The sequence below is a fragment of the Klebsiella africana genome, assembly GCF_020526085.1.
GTDB lineage: Bacteria > Pseudomonadota > Gammaproteobacteria > Enterobacterales > Enterobacteriaceae > Klebsiella > Klebsiella africana.
This window is the reverse complement of the sequence record NZ_CP084875.1, coordinates 184891-199821: the sequence shown is the minus strand read 5'-3', so window position 1 is coordinate 199821 and position 14931 is coordinate 184891. Positions and strand designations below refer to the sequence as shown.

The window sequence follows — 14931 nt, the reverse complement described above, 5'->3', positions numbered from 1 at the left end:
TCCTATCCTAAACATACGACCGTTAATGTTGAATCCCATTACTGTAGATCATCCAGCATACGACTGTTAACTAAAATCATTCATACATTAATGAAACTCCATATGAACATTAACAAAAACACGTACGACGGTTAATCAAAAGTGTCGATTTTCTTATATAATTCAATTGGATACAGCGCCGGGGATCCTTTTGGTTTTTATGGGTTAGATCTAGGATCATATTGGGATCAATTATTGGTTATAGGGTGTGGATAACGGGGATAAGTGGCTGGACCCACAAAATCGTTTACAAACACAGCATTTCTCTCCTTTTAGGGGATTTGACCCCTAACTCTTACCGAAGCTGGATCCCAGATCGGAATAAACAACAACAAATATGCCGAAGACATAACGTAGATCACTGTCATACAGTTTAATAATTCGTTATTTATTAGTATGATAAGAACAAAACCAGTGGGTGTTGCCTCTCTGCAGGGTAGTGCTGGTGGTTGAGTTTCGGTACCTCGAACAGTGGTAATGATCGGATCCAGCGCAGAATGGTCGTCAAACACACCAGGATTAGTCGCAAATATTATACGTAGGTAGGTACCATTTTTCTAAGAAACGGCTTCTGAGAGCGATTACGGGCCTCTGAGAGGCTAGTTAACTAGCAGGCTGAACTAACTGAAAGGTTTTACCCTTAACGATCCAGAAAAGGATCCGCGTGATCCTGAGCACGATCGCTTCCGGACGATAATCCAAAAATTGGGCTTTTGTGGATGGTTTGATGTCGTTAGAAAATGGTTCTTTCAAGGATAAACGTAGCTACGAAAGCTATGGTTCGGGCCTTAGATCTCGTACAGCAAGGGGCGCAGAAGACAGCAAACGCTATCTGGCAATGTTTTCTGAACCCACCGGACCATGAATCGCACTACTCCTGGGACGGTCACCTGAAAGGTTGGGGCTGCACTGCTGCAGCCCCTCATTGGAGAAACTATAACCTTATGTTTGTAAGTTCCTTACGGCTATCTTCAATTTTTACCCGCGCTTCCTCAAATGCTAACCTTAACCAATCGCGGTCAAACCAACGTCGCACCGGACTATTTTTGTTAATTGAAACCAGTTCGGCGTAATGTTGTCCGTATACCTTTCCTGTGGTTCTTCCCCTCACGATTATTTCAAGATTCTTCAGTTCATATCTCCCGGTAAGAAGATCAGCTATGTATAAATCTTTACATTCATCATCCCAGGCATCTGATGTGTCCCAAAATTCCTCTTCGCTTTCGGTTACAATGATTTCGAAATTAGCTGTGGCACGTGACATAACAAGGTCGCCTGCATAGGAAGGGCTCATATTTTCATGGATTTTATAACCGTCATTTTCAAGCGTGCTACATATCTCCTCAATGCTCCCCTGGATACTATCCAGAACGTCATAAAAGCGATTTTCATATCCGATATCTTCCGGGTAATTTTCTAACAGGACTCGGATGGTATTTGCATGAGAATATCGGTACCCAAAACCGTTGCGTTCAAGGATGAGTTTTGTTTCGCTGTCTTTGATTACTTCGGCAACCTCTTCTGCCAGTTTTGCAGTGATATGATTATATTTCACCAGACCAGCCAATAAGGACAATATTTCTTTGTCATGCAGCACGCCGTAAAATGCCACACCATCTCCCTGGCAGTAAGCTAATGAATAGTTCAGTTCCATATCGGCAGGCCATCCGCGAGCCAGCAGAGTGTTTTGACAGTGACGGTTAAACAGATTATTAAAAGCATTCATAGCGTATTCTCCTGCAATTTAGGATTGTGTGCGGCCTGACCTGTGCCGTGAGACAAACGCAGACGGGGAAAACAGAACGAAAAAGGGCGGAGAAGGAAGCCGCAGCTCAAAGTTTTTGCAGGCTGAATGCCTGTAAAAATTTTGAGACCGGGTGACTGAGACGGCGACAGCTTCCCTTTGAAGTGATGTGACCCGTCTAAAGTGGTCTCACGGCACAGGTCCCGGTTCCGGGTTTACCGGGACCGTGGGCCTGTGCTGGTGGATAGAACGAAATACTAAATTGCAGAGGGGTAAAATGGAGAAAAGTGGTTCTTGATGATTTACTCGTAACCGTATTTTATGGCGGCTTTTACAGCTGCATCATACAATTCCTCTTTAGCCATTTTTTCTTCTCCGCCACAATCAAGGGTCACAGTCCTGAAAGTTTCGGGGTCGGGTTCATTACGCGATTTTAACTGGCAAGATAAATATTCTTTCCCTATTGGCACCAGGCCTATGTTCCTGTCCTGCCAGCTGGAATAAGAAACGTAGGATGCACCGACAATGCTAAAGAAAACGAGAAAAATCCATTCTTTTCGGGTTAACAGGTCCTTACGGAAAATTGCGCCAGCGATAGTCATCACCGGCATAATCCAAACAACAATACTGGTCAAAACAAAGAACTTGCTAAACATAAAGCTCCCCTAATACCACCTTTCGTCAACGCCTTCTGGCGTGTTTGATCTGTCTCCGGAGACACTTTTCTTAACGGTTTCCTTCTGCATCAGGATATGCATGATTGCCGCCTCCCTGCTATCGAAACTGTGTCTGGTAACCTTATTTACTGGTGCCTCGATATTGCTCAATGAAACATTAGCCTCAGCGCCTTTTGGACAGATATCAAACCAGTGGTGAATACGGTAGATTTCACCACTCGATTTGATTACCGGCAGCGGCCCTTCTGACAACGACTTAGGTAGAATGACTTCGAATACATCAACGGCAGACTGCACCTGTAGATGTGAAGAACCAAGGAGTTTATCTATGATAAACTCACCATTATCGCTTTTAAGGTTATCGGCAATATAAATCCTGCGATGTAACCCGCGTTCCGCTTCAGCGAGGACAAAAAACAATCGGTTTTCAATTCGCTGAAGCTGGCTGTAGGCGCTGTAAGATAAAGGTCCATAATTCACGCTATCCATTTCAACATTGCGATCTGCACAGAACATGCCGATGTCGGGAGTTCTGTTCGTCATGCCCAATGCCAGCCTGTTCCCCCTAGTTTCAAGCCTTTCGAGCTTTCCTTCCGGGTGAGCAAAGCGTGAAACATATTCCTGATAAAGTTCCTTTTTCAGGCGTTCGCTGCTGTTGTGATAAAAATACCCAGCGGCCTCACTTTCTGTTGTGACGTAGATATACTGCCAGTCTCCCCGGTTAATGTAGATGCCTACCGGTATCATCAATCTCGGCTGCTGCACCTGGCCCCCGGTTTTGCGGTAATCATTCATTTCGCAGTAGGCCGTCATCCATTCACGTACCCCAGCCTCAAATTCTGAGGGGTTAGCCGGAGACAGTTTTCGGAGGTCCTCTTTGCCTGTCTCAATATATTCAAACGCTCTTTGCTTTTCGTGAAAGCTGGAGAACACTGATTTCAACCCTTTCCACTCATTGGCCTCCGGCCATTCATAGAGGGTTGTTTCGCAAACACTATTTTTGCTTAGCAACGCAGGTTTGCTGGAATCAAGAGTCAGCCCTTTTGCTGACATTTTAAAGGTCAGCAGCATGGCCCACTTATGTTTTTCCACGCGATCGTCACGTTCCTCGGCTGTAGGGGTAACATACAGAGCCAGTCTGGCATTTGTCGTGACTATAAGACGTAACGGTTTGCTACCCCGGGAGATGGCCATCTCCACTGCAGCCTCTCTATGGCTCAAACCGCGCCAGGCGATCAGGTCCATCATGCCAAGTAATGCTTTCCAGCTTTTCTCGTTGTCAATTCCTTCACTAAGCGGCTGACCTTTTTTGTCCGCCCGCCAGGTGATGACTGTCTTGTCGACGATTTCAGCACGATTAGTTTTAGTGCCTATGTTGCCATCCACCAGCGCTCTGATGAGCTTTTGCCGATAGGGCTTCTCCTGCTCTTCTTCCGCTCTCAGGACAGCTGAAAGGCGTTTGAAGAGCTTTATGTAGTACATAAAATTTTTACGGCTGGAACGGCTGTGGATGTAATAATCCAGATCATCGGCTTTAACCGCGTCCAGACAGAGGAATCCCACGCTGCAGGCGTCATCCCACGGATCACGCTGAAAATTAGTGAGGGATACTTTCGCATTAAATTCACGTACATCATTAGCCCGGGTGCGACGGTAGATATCTTTTTTGACCGGAACCTCCACGCAAATCTCATTGTTGCGGGTAAAGGCCACCGCCATTCCCTCATCATTGATGAAATCGGCGGTAAAATAATAGGATCGGTAACTGGTACCAGTATCGACTTTCACAACGCCCGGCGCGGTATTTGGTGTACAAACAGCTCTCCATTCGCAGAACACCCTTGAACCTGAGCGCAAATGGCTATTGGCCTGGGTTATATACTCCTCAATAGAGGGGCGCACTTTCGCATCAGGATCGTCCAGAAGGCCAGTACCATCATGATCATAAATGAATCGACAATACTTCTCCTGGAACGCCATAGAGACGAAACTTAAGCGGTCCTGAGGGTCGTAGAACTCGCCAAACAGCTTAAGCCGGTGGTCGAGCCCGCAGCACAGGATAAGAAACCGGTAATAATGCAGAGCAACCATCTCATGCGCTTTAAGCTTGTCAGTGTATGACACGTCATTGAACGTAACCTGCGAACCGTCAATGCCTCGAAAGATATTTCCCTGTTCATCGGTGGTTGGAAAAAGTGTATGAGCGCCGAGGTGAGACTCTACTCCAGAGTAAACCTGGAACAGCCGTTCGCCGTCCCGAACCATCAGAAAGACCGTCTGGTTTTTTGCATTGAGCTCCCAGTTAGCCCAACGGTCCTGATAATCAATATAGCGACGGGTAGTGGTCATACATACCACGCAGCGCTGTGACGGGAAGATCTGCTCCACCAGCCCTGGATGGTTGTTTAATGCATGGAAAAAAAGTGGCAACTTTTCAAAATCAAACCATTCTCCTATATCGAGAAAAACAGCCGTTTCCTCATCGACGGCCAGCTTACGCTGTACGAACGTCAAGGGAATGTGTGGCGGTGCTGATTCACCCTCCCTGATAGTGTTCACCACCACATCTTTCCCGATGTAGAGGTCAAGGGACTTTATACCGTCCATCAGTTTATTCAGCGTTTCGCGACTTTCTTCGGCAATGGCAAGCTGGGCGGCAGCCGACTCTTCCAGATAGGGAGTAATAGCCATGACGGCTCTCGAAATCGCATTATTCTTTTCTTTAATCCAGTCGATTTGCGCCTGTGCGATTTCATGTCTGAACTCAACAGCCTGCTGGAGCTGTGCTATTTTGGCTTCATCGATACCTGATGACAGAGCTGTGCCAAGAGACGCTATCTCAGTTGATGAAGACAGCTCCATAACCATAGGAAGTTGCTTTTTGTCATCGCCTGGCGTCGATGAACTGGCTTTCTTTGCTTCAACCCTGCCGAGGAGTTCCGTACGCAGTGCTTCAGGATCAGACATGGTTTCGGTCATTTGCTGAGTCAGCTGGCTAACCCGGTTTTGAGCTGCAAGCAGTTCCTGGCTCCGGATATCCTGCCCATCATCTGCAAATTCAAATTTATCCAGAAAGTCATTAAACAGAAATCGATGCTCTTTAAACGATTTCGTGGTGTGGCAGCTACGGCCAGCAGCATCGGTAAATTTGAAAACAAAGTCTTTGCCGTATTTTGACGGATGGGTGCGGAGGATCACAGTATGGAGTGCATTATCAACCCAGCGGAGCGACTCAATCAGCAACACTTCATCCTGTTCAATACATTGCTCAGGAATATCGTTTTTTGCGCGCCAGTATTGCCCTCCCTTGAGGGAGTGAAATTTATGAAGACGTTCCGGCTGTTGTTGGTGCGGGATAATGTCAGGCATATCGCCATCTCCTGTGATCGTTCACTCCGCAAAAGACAGAGTGAATAATGTTTATTCGTAACGGCCGCTTACGCGAACAACTCACCGTTATCAATAATCGGGTTCATCTCAAATCCCGGGAAGTCAGAAAAAAAGCCGGTGGCTGAAATTCGTAACCATTCCAGAATACTATCAAAACACATCCATCTGCGGTTGAGCCGCTCGGCGGCCAGGCCTGTCTTGAGAGAACCGGCAAAAGGATCAACAACAAGCTCGTTTTCCTCCGTCAGGAACCGTATGAAAAAATCGGGGATGGCCGTAGGGAACATCGCCCCATGAGCAGGAAGCCCTAAGCGTTTAGCCTCCTGATGAAACCGGCGAGTGTCAGCACATGCATGGCCTCGGATTATTACATTTTTGGGAATAGCCCCGTCAGTGGATTGAGAAAAGGCCCCTGGTTTCACGACATGGGCACCGTCACCGTAGATGGTCGTACGGTTCTCTCCGCCTCTGGCAACCAACGCGCTGTGGCTCTCAGTGTGGGGCTGCAAAACGCGCTGGTTACAGGAGCGGACAGCATCAGGATTATTGGTCAGCCAGAAAATCATTTCATGACCGGCCAGCAGCTGAACTTTCTTACGGCAGGCCCAATATGTCGGTGAGGGTGGTTTGCTCATATTCACCCACGGCACCCGGTCCATCAGGTAGAGGTCTAGTTTCTCGCACAAGGCCAGTAATAGGCGCTCAGGGTAGAGGGAACGAGAAGGCTGACCCGGATTAAAAATATCCTGACCGATATTCAGCACAACAGAACCACCGTTAACCAGCTGGCGGGCGATTGGTCTAATGGCTTCCACGATGAAATCAATATAGTCACTGTCGTTTTTGAAGGCTGCGGCATAATCCCGCTGCTTTCTGAGCGGATAAGGTGGAGAAGTCAGGCAGAGATGAACCGGCTCGGTATTGCCCGGTAACACCATTGTCGAATTTCCTAAAATCGCTACGCCGAGATCTGTACTGAATGCCACTAAACAAGCCCCTTCCCTGACTTCGGAAAGCCCTGACTTGTTTTTCCGACAGTGGCGCCATAGAGAACGGCCTGAGCTTATACGCTCAATGACGTTCATAGCTTTTAGCGTCTGTTGGAACCAACGGATACGGTGTTTTATTTTGTTATGCGGCACACCGGCCAAACCGAATTTTTCTTTTTTATTGAAATCATTATCTGAAATTGAAAGGCGGGACTGTACCTCCCTATATAACTCATCATTGGTGAGTTCACGCTCGGCATCAGAGTAAATGGCTTCAATTAAATCCAGATTCAGAAGAGACATAACATACCCCTGTGAAATTCGTGCAATCATTATCTCATATTTAATCTTGAATGCCAGGGGCGAATTTCATCAGAATCAAAAATAATACGGAAAGGACATATTTAGTTAATAAACATCCAATGTTTGAGTGTGGTTACCCCCCCGGAAAACCATTTTTCTTTGATTGCAATATCATAGTCCCTGACTAAGGGGGGGTATTTTAAATGCAGATTACTTGTGATGTTCCAGTGTTTATTTCTAATTGTGAACTCCCTTGAAAACAAGCAGGTGTAAATAAAAAATGGACACCTGCAACCAAATGTCCACTTCCGGAGCCAGACTGCATTATTAAATCTGTTGTTAAGATTTAATAAATTTTTCGTAAAGTCGTGATAGTTCTTTGTGTCTTAAACAAACAACGCGATATAGATTTTGTCTTTCTGTTTCAGGCATTAGCCGATAAATAGCAAGGAGCTCTTCGGTATCACTATTGTAAACCTCATTAAGTGAGACGATCGACCCGGCTGGGCTCTGCTGCTTGTTATCGAGTTCGCTGATTTCTTTCAAACGCAAACTGAAGCTTTTTGCCAGAACGGCGATTTCTTCAGGGGGAAGATTCTGCAATTCTTTCGTCAGGCCTTCACTGTTTGCCTTAAGGGTTTCATCCTTACCGGAGACAAAGCCCCGAATCCATTCCGTCGATACCCCGACCGCACATGCGATGTTGTGCAGTGCTGTCTCACTGGCGACCCCATCCTGGAACCAGGACTCCACTGCAACAGAATCGGTACCGGCGATTAGCGCAACATCATCTGTCTCCATCTTGTGAGATGACATAATTTGAAGCAAATTAACAGGATTAAAAGGCACCATTTTTTCTTCTCCGGCACACAAATAATTAATTAAAGCAAGACGTTGGGCAGTTTCAGTAGGATCCGGTGAGTGGTATTCATAGTTAACGGATGTTTTGTCCAGAGGCCCACCACGAAGTTGGTCAATCAGGTCGTTATTTGATCCTGGTTTAAGAATCCTAATTGTGTTTTGTTCGCTCTGTCCTGATTGCACAGGATCATCTGCATGTTTGTCGCTGGCATTATTCTTCTCGTCGTTGAAATTCATTGTTTTCTCTATGATTAATAAGGTTTTTCGTTCGCTGCATGTTTACTTCAGAAAGATTATCAGATTTGAAAGTAAGCTTCCTCGCATAACCGCTACAAATGCCGCAGCGGATAATTATTTTTATCGAAAGTTACTTTTCTGGCAGTAAGTGACAACTTGTCACCCCCCTGAACGTGTTGCAATCCTGATTCTGCATCAGCTGTCGTGAGTAAACGTCAGCATTAACAACCTGTTGACCGTCATCGCACATTAGGACAACGACCGGATAGCCACGACCGCTGATTTCAGCTGATTGCTGGTCAATGAAGTCACACTGTGTAAAGTCCCGTGTACCGGATAATATCTGATCCATACCTGTTGCTACGGAGTTATCCAGAGTATGGAAAGCCAGACAAATCACCAGGGCACTGATGGTCAACGTCAGGGCCAATGGACTGCGTCTGCTCCATGCGAAAATGAAACCGCGAATAATGCAAATCGCAATCAGAAAAAGGGCAAGGTAATAAATTTTCTCTAACATTGTCGTCCCATATATTTGCTTCGAGTGGTTCAGTCAGCATTTTGCTGGCTGCTACCTTTCCTACGACTAGCTAAACGCTGTTTGATACGCTCGCGGGCCTCTGCCTGTTCATCAATGCAGAGCATCTGTCCGATTAACAAAAGATGCCTTTCTTCGCGTTCAGCATCCGTCAGAAAATCAAATGGTGTCCCCGTAAAATCAGGAGGCAAAGGTAGAGCTTGCTCCCAACGAGATGTAGCCTTAACAGAGAGACTGTTCAGACGCACCTGCACGCCTTCCCGGCCCAACAATGTATATAACTCGATAGCCCTGATTTCTTCCTCAGGATGCTCTGCTACATGGTGCATTCAACAATTCCTTAAGCATGGGCATGAGCGGTAAGTTTGACCCGATTAGCCCCACCATTGGCCCACGTAAACAGCAGGCGGTATTTTGAAGACACGCGGATAGAGGACATATCGCCCGCCCTTTCACGTTCGCGTAACCGCGTATGGTGGATTTTTTCATAGTTACGGCTTTTAAGACGGATCAGGTCGGCTTCGCTTCCCGCAGCGTGTAACTCATTAAGGGCTCTTTTAAGACTGTTAGTAATATCCGTAGGAAGCCCTGACTGCGATTTCCCGCTCGTAAATAACTTCTCAAGATTTTTTTCTTCAAATGAATGAATCATATTTCCTCCTTTGTTATGAATATGATTGCATATTAAAACGCTACGACAAGAGGTCATTTTAAATTTAGAAGAGAAAAGGTGAGTGATATTTCAAAAACATTCGCAGTTTTTGGGTGGGGTGTTTTCAATTTGTTTTTTTGAGGAAAACCCCAAGTGGTTATTTTTGGCTGTTTATGACGAGGTGTATTATCTAAGGTTTTTTTTCTGTTGCCAAATAATTAAGGGGGTTATGGTGGCATCTGGAAGTGATATAATGAACCAACTACCAAGGGGGCGTTATGTCAGCTAACTTTAATTGTCAGATTGTTTCTACCGAACAGAGTGAGGCAGTTATAACTGGCGAAGATGCCGTTACTACTATCTTGGAACAACTGGAATCAGCAGGCATCCAGGTGGAATCACAATGCCGTTCTGGTTATTGCGGTGCATGTCGACTCAAGAAAAAATCGGGTGAAGTGAAGTATGATAATGACCCGCTGGCTTATGTTGGACAGGATGAAATTTTGCCTTGCTGTTGTCGACCTTGTGGCCTCCTGGTACTGTATATTTAATTTTAATACTGATTCAATCCGAGTAAGGCTAACTTATGGCAAGTAAAGGCATTGAAAAATTAGTCTCTGAGGCAAGTAAAAAAGGATACTCTGTATTTCGCAAAGGAGACAGGATAGAGATTTGTAAACCTAACAGAAAAATGGTGCGTCTGGTTATTTTACCTGATGGTACGGGATACAGGGGAGATGTTGATCTAACGCTGGCAAAAGCCATCAGAACGCAAAAGCAAATGAAAGAGGTACTAGGCCTCTAGACTAGACGCACGGAAAGTAACTTTCTTTGATGGCATCCAAACCAATATTATTAAAAGGAAAGCACAATGTCCGACCATGTGAAGTTTTATGATTACTATATTGTGGAAGGGCCAGAGGTTCAGGCTCTAATTGAGTCCTTCGAGCCGATTTCACAGAAGCGGTCAGAATTAATTAAAGAAGCCATGACACTCGTTGAAGCCGTAGGCTGGGTCGACTCCCAGAGTTTTGGTGATAAGGGGGATAAAATACAGTCATTCGTCTGGAAAGCAGATCACAAATTCCCGTGCGAAATCACGATCAAAAGACGAAGCTATATGGATAAGGTACCGGTGATTGTAGCCCGGGGGAAAGGAAATACATCGGATGGGCGTGAATTCAACAAAAAACTCGATGTAATTATTAAAAATGTTAATAACAAACTCGGTCCTTTCCCATGCTGGTCTTCATACATAATTAATCATTTTGGCATCATGCACAGCGCCCACGGTGGACCAGTGGCCAATCGCCCTTTCGCTACAGCTATCCTGACAACTTACGGTGGTACAATCTCTGGAAGGTAGGATGCATTAGCTTTCGCCATACCTAACAGGAATGATGGGTATAATAAACCAGTTATCATCCCCCCAAACTTCAAGAAACTAACTTATGGACAGTTTTACGACATAACACACCCCCATCTTGTTTAGGTTGCAGATCTCAGATCTGAGGAGCAAAAATGAAGCGTTACACAGTAATACTGTGTGATAACTTTAGGTTTGCTGATTATCATGTTTTAGCTGAAGACAACTCAGTTGCTGTCACTAGAGCGATATCAGAACACTGCTGGGACGATTCAGAAGAGAGAAAAGAGGAACGGTGCTCAGATCGCTGACTGCAATCACAAGCAATTTTCGTTTATCAAGGTTGGTGCAAGTATGCAAAAAGATAAAACAGGCAGTATCGAACCAACAACCTTGGGTGCTGGGGGGCATTTCCGCATCAAAGATATGTTTCGGTTAAAGATGCCCTGTGCTAACTGCCCTTTCAGGAAAGAAGGGGCCATCCATCTGAGCCCTGGTCGTCTATCGTCCATTATCGATACCCTGCTAAAAGATGATCACACAACCTTTTACTGCCATAAAATTGTACATTCTATTGCTGGCGGGCAATTTGAAGATGGCTTGTACACCCCTTCAACGAAAGATGCTATGTGTGCAGGTGCAGCGGCGTATCTCATGAAAGCGGGCAGACCTACAATAGGTATGAGGATTGCGTACCTGACGGGAGCTGTGACCCCAAGTGAGTGGGACAAAGCTGCGGATATGGTAATTGATCCTCCCTTTGATAAAAACAGCAAAAAGCCTGGATAAGAAACCAAAATGAAAAAGGTCTGGAGGGATGTTGTACACATTGACATCACAACTGGAGAAAGAGGAGGCAGGATCTGGGTCTTACGACTTAGCTGCGGTCATACCGTATTTCGCCGTATTCCTCCGCTCAGACTGCATACATTGACGTGCTTTGAAAAACATGAGCCACCACATAGATGTGATTGCAAAATATGTTCCTCCTACGGCATATAATTGTAAGTGTAATGACGTAACCACCGATAAGCCGCTAAAAACATACGATGAGTGGTGTAACAGCAGATTGAGGAAGGCATTATGGGAAACTTTTATTGGGTAATTTGCCATCACTGTGATGGCCACGGTAGCATGGACAACCCTGCATTTTCAGATGGTTTTACCAACTCTGAACTTTACGATATTGAGCCAGAGGAACGGCAAAGGATCGTTAACGGTGCCTATGATGTCCTTTGCACTACCTGTAAAGGCAGCGGGAAAGTGAAAGTTCCAAATATCCGCGAGATGTCTTTCGGCGAAAAAAGAGCGTTAGTGGAAAGACGGCGTGAACAGCGTGAACTGGATGAGCTGAGCCAAATGGAAAAAATGGAACGGATGATGGGATGCTGAGCAGATTTGTGCCCCTCTATGTCCCTGGGGCATACCTCTGGTTATCCGTTTGCAAAAAAAAATATTTAAACCTTGTTTATGAGCATTTAAATCAGAAAAGTAACTTAACTGGCCTGTACGATAGATAGACCACTTTCTCTACTACTCAGGCTATTTTTATGAAATCCTCGAAATTTTCTCCCTTCTTTCGGTCATCCCTGCCAGTCATTCTTCTGACTGCATTCATGAGCCCTGGTAGCTTTGCCAGCAGTATTGATGAACCAGCCAATGATAAATTTGAGTCTAGCGATTTACCGGGGTTGAACCACTTAACTGATCTGATTAATGAAAGAAACACTACTTCTGCAAAAATATCTGAGCACAACGTGCTTAATCAAAGTCAGGAGGAACTGACCAATAATATATTCATGCAGCTGAAGAACAAACTTGAACAAGAAAAAATCGATCAACTGATCTCATCATTGAATAAAAACAACTCATCCAGCGAAGAGTTGAATTCTAGCATTCAGCGTCTGATCTCTATACTTGAAAGCCAAAAACAAAGCCATGATGCGGTCATCTCTAAAAATATAACTGCCGAAGCAAATGTTTTAAAATCAACAAAAAATGACATGATTGAGTTAATGGTGGAGGATTTGGGTGCAGACGCTCAAAAGCTAAAAGTCGACATTGAGAACAACGATCTTCCTAGAACGACGCCGTTAAACGAATCTCAAGCAATGGATGATCTCAGGAGCCAATTGAAAGCGTTCTTCCTCACAATTTGTGTGGTTGGTCTGCTTGTTTTTATCGCATGCAAGAACACGACTCGCAAAAAGTAACTTTTTAACAACAAATCAGATGATTTCAGCAGAATACCATTCAAAAAAAGGAAAAAATATATGAGTATGCAAAACAAAAAAAGTGATTCTTACTTTAGTCGAAACCAAAAATGGTTGAGCCCGCTGGTTATTCTCATTTTTTGCCTGTTAAGCTCACAAGTCGGCAAGATTATTGGCGAAAGCAATGTATTTCCAGGCTACATTATAAAAACTGTTGCAACCATTGCGCTTTTCATCTGTGCATTCAATGCAAGGATGACACCTACTGTGTCTGCCAGAATCATTGTTGCTACGTTCTATTTTAGTGTATTTGGTGTGTTTGGCTTGCTAATTTTTAACTATTTTAATGGGTAGGCACGAATCCTATATTTCATTTAGATAAGATGGGGGGGATTGTAATGATTCAAAATGAACCGACAGGTCGTATGGTTAAAGTCACCAGAGCAACGGGTCGGAGTAGTGACTACCTGGGGCCTTGCGAGATTTGCTCAAAAAATATGCCAGAAGCATACGCAGCACGTTACGGAAGGGAAAGAAAGAGAGCTAATGGTGAAGTCTATATCGATAAATCCGGAGGTAGCACATATGGCCATAGAGAATGTTTATTGCAACTGGTTAATGTTAAACCTGATATATTAGCTCTAAATATTTCCTCAGGAACGTAAAAAAGAAAGTAACTTTCTGCTTGCACTTGGATTAAATCCCAAAACCATGATTTTTATAAAAAAGCCTGTCAATGACAGGCTAATATAAAGACCAAAACTTCATAAAAAAACATTCAAAGCCATGGTGTTACGCTATTGAAATTCGGTTTCTTCGAGCATCAACGCATTTCCTACTATATAGTCGCCAGGGCTGATAACGCTTTTAACCAGAAGAGTTGCATTTTTATTTACTGGTAAGGATAGAAGCTTTCCTTCTTCATTAATAATCAACCAGCAATATCGAATGTTTTCATGAACGATTACAGGGTTGAGCTTCACAGCTTCAATGTAACCACCGACCAGTTGTTGCATATCTGCAAGCGAGAATGCACCGTCATTATCACGGCTACCTTCCATGTCCAGAGGGCATAGCCTTGTAATGCGATCGTCTGCTGATATCAGTAATGCCATGAGTTGTTCCTTTCAGTTATGCTGCATTCATTTGTCATTGACTGCATGCATTTTTTCAATGAACGGAACCACCCAGGGCTTTACATAGTGGAAATACTGTTCATCGTCGGTTTTTGAGTCAGAACCTGGTGCTTTCTTTACCTTTACCATTGTATTGTAAACAACCATGTTGTTCACAGCCCCCAGAATAATACGACACATTTTTATATTACCCGTCTCTCCTTCTACAGATGCCTGGTAATTCAATTCTGCGGTAATCTTGTCACGGATTATCATATGTTACCTTTTTGAGTGATACGGGATGAATCTATTTTTCCACATATAAATGTTTAGTCAATGAAATCCCGCATTTTGATTGTAATAAAACATATTTTGTACGCACTATGTTGACCTTTAAGAACGAAATCACAGCTCTTTCCTATGTATCTTTCATTACTAAGAACAACGTGCATATCTATTCTTGCATTTAAAGTCGCTTCGTCAATCCCTTAAATTTCTTTAGGCGGCTAATTTTGAATTAAAGAGGGGGACACATCTCATAAACAGTGGAAAATTATAAGAAGGAAATTACACAATGTTGTTTGTTATTAATTCCATTATCATTTTCAGATGTAAATTAATTTATGTATGTAATGTTAAGATAGTGATAACATTTCTTCAGATAACTAGTGATTAAATAAATCATTCAGTAATGGTGTTTGAATGTTTTTATGCATAACCTTCTGATCATAAAAGTGGATTCATAGTTAAAAATTCCTTCCCTGCTGCCTTGCTCAGTCTCTTTAGACTTGCTTCTTACCTCAGGAT

18 protein-coding genes are annotated in these 14931 nt (G+C 44.1%); 8 read left to right on the top strand and 10 right to left on the bottom strand.

The window, feature by feature from the left end:
* Positions 1 to 973: 973 nt before the first annotated feature.
* The 8 genes from LGL98_RS26210 to LGL98_RS26175 form a co-directional block, all read right to left on the bottom strand.
* On the bottom strand, positions 974 to 1765 hold the full coding sequence (locus tag LGL98_RS26210; RefSeq protein WP_226651960.1) for an NgrC: 792 nt from the start codon (positions 1763 to 1765) through the stop codon (positions 974 to 976).
* 320 nt (positions 1766 to 2085) lie between these two features.
* Positions 2086 to 2439 carry a hypothetical protein gene (locus tag LGL98_RS26205; protein WP_004026444.1) on the bottom strand — a complete coding sequence of 118 codons (354 nt, stop codon included), beginning with the start codon at positions 2437 to 2439 and terminating at the stop codon, positions 2086 to 2088.
* A 9-nt stretch (positions 2440 to 2448) separates the two neighbouring features.
* Positions 2449 to 5829, bottom strand: a complete 3381-nt coding sequence (locus LGL98_RS26200; RefSeq protein ID WP_060612123.1) for a hypothetical protein — start codon at positions 5827 to 5829, stop codon at positions 2449 to 2451.
* A gap of 68 nt (positions 5830 to 5897) precedes the next feature.
* A complete protein-coding gene (locus tag LGL98_RS26195) occupies positions 5898 to 7142 on the bottom strand; it encodes a site-specific DNA-methyltransferase (RefSeq protein WP_032719480.1) in 1245 nt (414 codons plus the stop codon).
* Positions 7143 to 7481: 339 nt separating this feature from the next.
* Positions 7482 to 8240: a hypothetical protein gene (locus LGL98_RS26190; protein ID WP_226651957.1), complete on the bottom strand. Its 759-nt coding sequence runs from the start codon at positions 8238 to 8240 to the stop codon at positions 7482 to 7484.
* A 130-nt stretch (positions 8241 to 8370) separates the two neighbouring features.
* Positions 8371 to 8760 carry a hypothetical protein gene (locus LGL98_RS26185; RefSeq protein WP_032719481.1) on the bottom strand — a complete coding sequence of 130 codons (390 nt, stop codon included), beginning with the start codon at positions 8758 to 8760 and terminating at the stop codon, positions 8371 to 8373.
* A gap of 29 nt (positions 8761 to 8789) precedes the next feature.
* Positions 8790 to 9107, bottom strand: coding sequence for a hypothetical protein (locus tag LGL98_RS26180; RefSeq protein ID WP_032719483.1), 318 nt, complete (start codon positions 9105 to 9107; stop codon positions 8790 to 8792).
* Positions 9108 to 9118: 11 nt separating this feature from the next.
* Positions 9119 to 9430, bottom strand: a complete 312-nt coding sequence (locus LGL98_RS26175) for a type II toxin-antitoxin system RelE/ParE family toxin (RefSeq protein WP_004181835.1) — start codon at positions 9428 to 9430, stop codon at positions 9119 to 9121.
* A gap of 278 nt (positions 9431 to 9708) precedes the next feature.
* Between LGL98_RS26175 and yfaE the strand changes: the two genes are divergently transcribed.
* The 8 genes from yfaE (at position 9709) to LGL98_RS26135 (ending at position 13674) form a co-directional block, all read left to right on the top strand.
* Positions 9709 to 9981, top strand: a complete 273-nt coding sequence (gene yfaE, locus LGL98_RS26170; RefSeq protein WP_016947059.1) for a class I ribonucleotide reductase maintenance protein YfaE — start codon at positions 9709 to 9711, stop codon at positions 9979 to 9981.
* 35 nt (positions 9982 to 10016) lie between these two features.
* Positions 10017 to 10235: a hypothetical protein gene (locus LGL98_RS26165; RefSeq protein ID WP_004181834.1), complete on the top strand. Its 219-nt coding sequence runs from the start codon at positions 10017 to 10019 to the stop codon at positions 10233 to 10235.
* A 66-nt stretch (positions 10236 to 10301) separates the two neighbouring features.
* Positions 10302 to 10796: an Eac protein gene (locus LGL98_RS26160; protein WP_226651955.1), complete on the top strand. Its 495-nt coding sequence runs from the start codon at positions 10302 to 10304 to the stop codon at positions 10794 to 10796.
* Between the two features lie 354 nt (positions 10797 to 11150).
* A complete protein-coding gene (locus LGL98_RS26155) occupies positions 11151 to 11585 on the top strand; it encodes a hypothetical protein (protein ID WP_077251652.1) in 435 nt (144 codons plus the stop codon).
* A gap of 294 nt (positions 11586 to 11879) precedes the next feature.
* On the top strand, positions 11880 to 12188 hold the full coding sequence (locus LGL98_RS26150; protein WP_032719484.1) for a hypothetical protein: 309 nt from the start codon (positions 11880 to 11882) through the stop codon (positions 12186 to 12188).
* A 158-nt stretch (positions 12189 to 12346) separates the two neighbouring features.
* Positions 12347 to 13009, top strand: coding sequence for a hypothetical protein (locus LGL98_RS26145; RefSeq protein ID WP_032719486.1), 663 nt, complete (start codon positions 12347 to 12349; stop codon positions 13007 to 13009).
* Positions 13010 to 13069: 60 nt separating this feature from the next.
* Positions 13070 to 13363, top strand: coding sequence for a hypothetical protein (locus LGL98_RS26140; protein WP_032719488.1), 294 nt, complete (start codon positions 13070 to 13072; stop codon positions 13361 to 13363).
* Between the two features lie 44 nt (positions 13364 to 13407).
* Entirely contained in the window at positions 13408 to 13674 is a 267-nt protein-coding gene (locus LGL98_RS26135) for a hypothetical protein (protein WP_226651953.1), read from the top strand.
* Between the two features lie 132 nt (positions 13675 to 13806).
* Here the strand turns inward: LGL98_RS26135 and LGL98_RS26130 are convergent, their stop codons facing one another.
* On the bottom strand, positions 13807 to 14124 hold the full coding sequence (locus LGL98_RS26130; RefSeq protein WP_004026459.1) for a DUF3846 domain-containing protein: 318 nt from the start codon (positions 14122 to 14124) through the stop codon (positions 13807 to 13809).
* 27 nt (positions 14125 to 14151) lie between these two features.
* Entirely contained in the window at positions 14152 to 14400 is a 249-nt protein-coding gene (locus LGL98_RS26125) for a hypothetical protein (protein WP_004883142.1), read from the bottom strand.
* Between the last annotated feature and the right edge of the window lie 531 nt (positions 14401 to 14931).

What these genes read in the sequence shown, in the direction of transcription:
- LGL98_RS26210 (WP_226651960.1), bottom strand. Translation starts at nt 1,765, where the DNA reads ATGAATGCTTTTAATAATCTGTTTAACCGTCACTGTCAAAACACTCTG.
- LGL98_RS26205 (WP_004026444.1), bottom strand. Translation starts at nt 2,439, where the DNA reads ATGTTTAGCAAGTTCTTTGTTTTGACCAGTATTGTTGTTTGGATTATG.
- LGL98_RS26200 (WP_060612123.1), bottom strand. Translation starts at nt 5,829, where the DNA reads ATGCCTGACATTATCCCGCACCAACAACAGCCGGAACGTCTTCATAAA.
- LGL98_RS26195 (WP_032719480.1), bottom strand. Translation starts at nt 7,142, where the DNA reads ATGTCTCTTCTGAATCTGGATTTAATTGAAGCCATTTACTCTGATGCC.
- LGL98_RS26190 (WP_226651957.1), bottom strand. Translation starts at nt 8,240, where the DNA reads ATGAATTTCAACGACGAGAAGAATAATGCCAGCGACAAACATGCAGAT.
- LGL98_RS26185 (WP_032719481.1), bottom strand. Translation starts at nt 8,760, where the DNA reads ATGTTAGAGAAAATTTATTACCTTGCCCTTTTTCTGATTGCGATTTGC.
- LGL98_RS26180 (WP_032719483.1), bottom strand. Translation starts at nt 9,107, where the DNA reads ATGCACCATGTAGCAGAGCATCCTGAGGAAGAAATCAGGGCTATCGAG.
- LGL98_RS26175 (WP_004181835.1), bottom strand. Translation starts at nt 9,430, where the DNA reads ATGATTCATTCATTTGAAGAAAAAAATCTTGAGAAGTTATTTACGAGC.
- yfaE (WP_016947059.1), top strand. Translation starts at nt 9,709, where the DNA reads ATGTCAGCTAACTTTAATTGTCAGATTGTTTCTACCGAACAGAGTGAG.
- LGL98_RS26165 (WP_004181834.1), top strand. Translation starts at nt 10,017, where the DNA reads ATGGCAAGTAAAGGCATTGAAAAATTAGTCTCTGAGGCAAGTAAAAAA.
- LGL98_RS26160 (WP_226651955.1), top strand. Translation starts at nt 10,302, where the DNA reads ATGTCCGACCATGTGAAGTTTTATGATTACTATATTGTGGAAGGGCCA.
- LGL98_RS26155 (WP_077251652.1), top strand. Translation starts at nt 11,151, where the DNA reads ATGCAAAAAGATAAAACAGGCAGTATCGAACCAACAACCTTGGGTGCT.
- LGL98_RS26150 (WP_032719484.1), top strand. Translation starts at nt 11,880, where the DNA reads ATGGGAAACTTTTATTGGGTAATTTGCCATCACTGTGATGGCCACGGT.
- LGL98_RS26145 (WP_032719486.1), top strand. Translation starts at nt 12,347, where the DNA reads ATGAAATCCTCGAAATTTTCTCCCTTCTTTCGGTCATCCCTGCCAGTC.
- LGL98_RS26140 (WP_032719488.1), top strand. Translation starts at nt 13,070, where the DNA reads ATGAGTATGCAAAACAAAAAAAGTGATTCTTACTTTAGTCGAAACCAA.
- LGL98_RS26135 (WP_226651953.1), top strand. Translation starts at nt 13,408, where the DNA reads ATGATTCAAAATGAACCGACAGGTCGTATGGTTAAAGTCACCAGAGCA.
- LGL98_RS26130 (WP_004026459.1), bottom strand. Translation starts at nt 14,124, where the DNA reads ATGGCATTACTGATATCAGCAGACGATCGCATTACAAGGCTATGCCCT.
- LGL98_RS26125 (WP_004883142.1), bottom strand. Translation starts at nt 14,400, where the DNA reads ATGATAATCCGTGACAAGATTACCGCAGAATTGAATTACCAGGCATCT.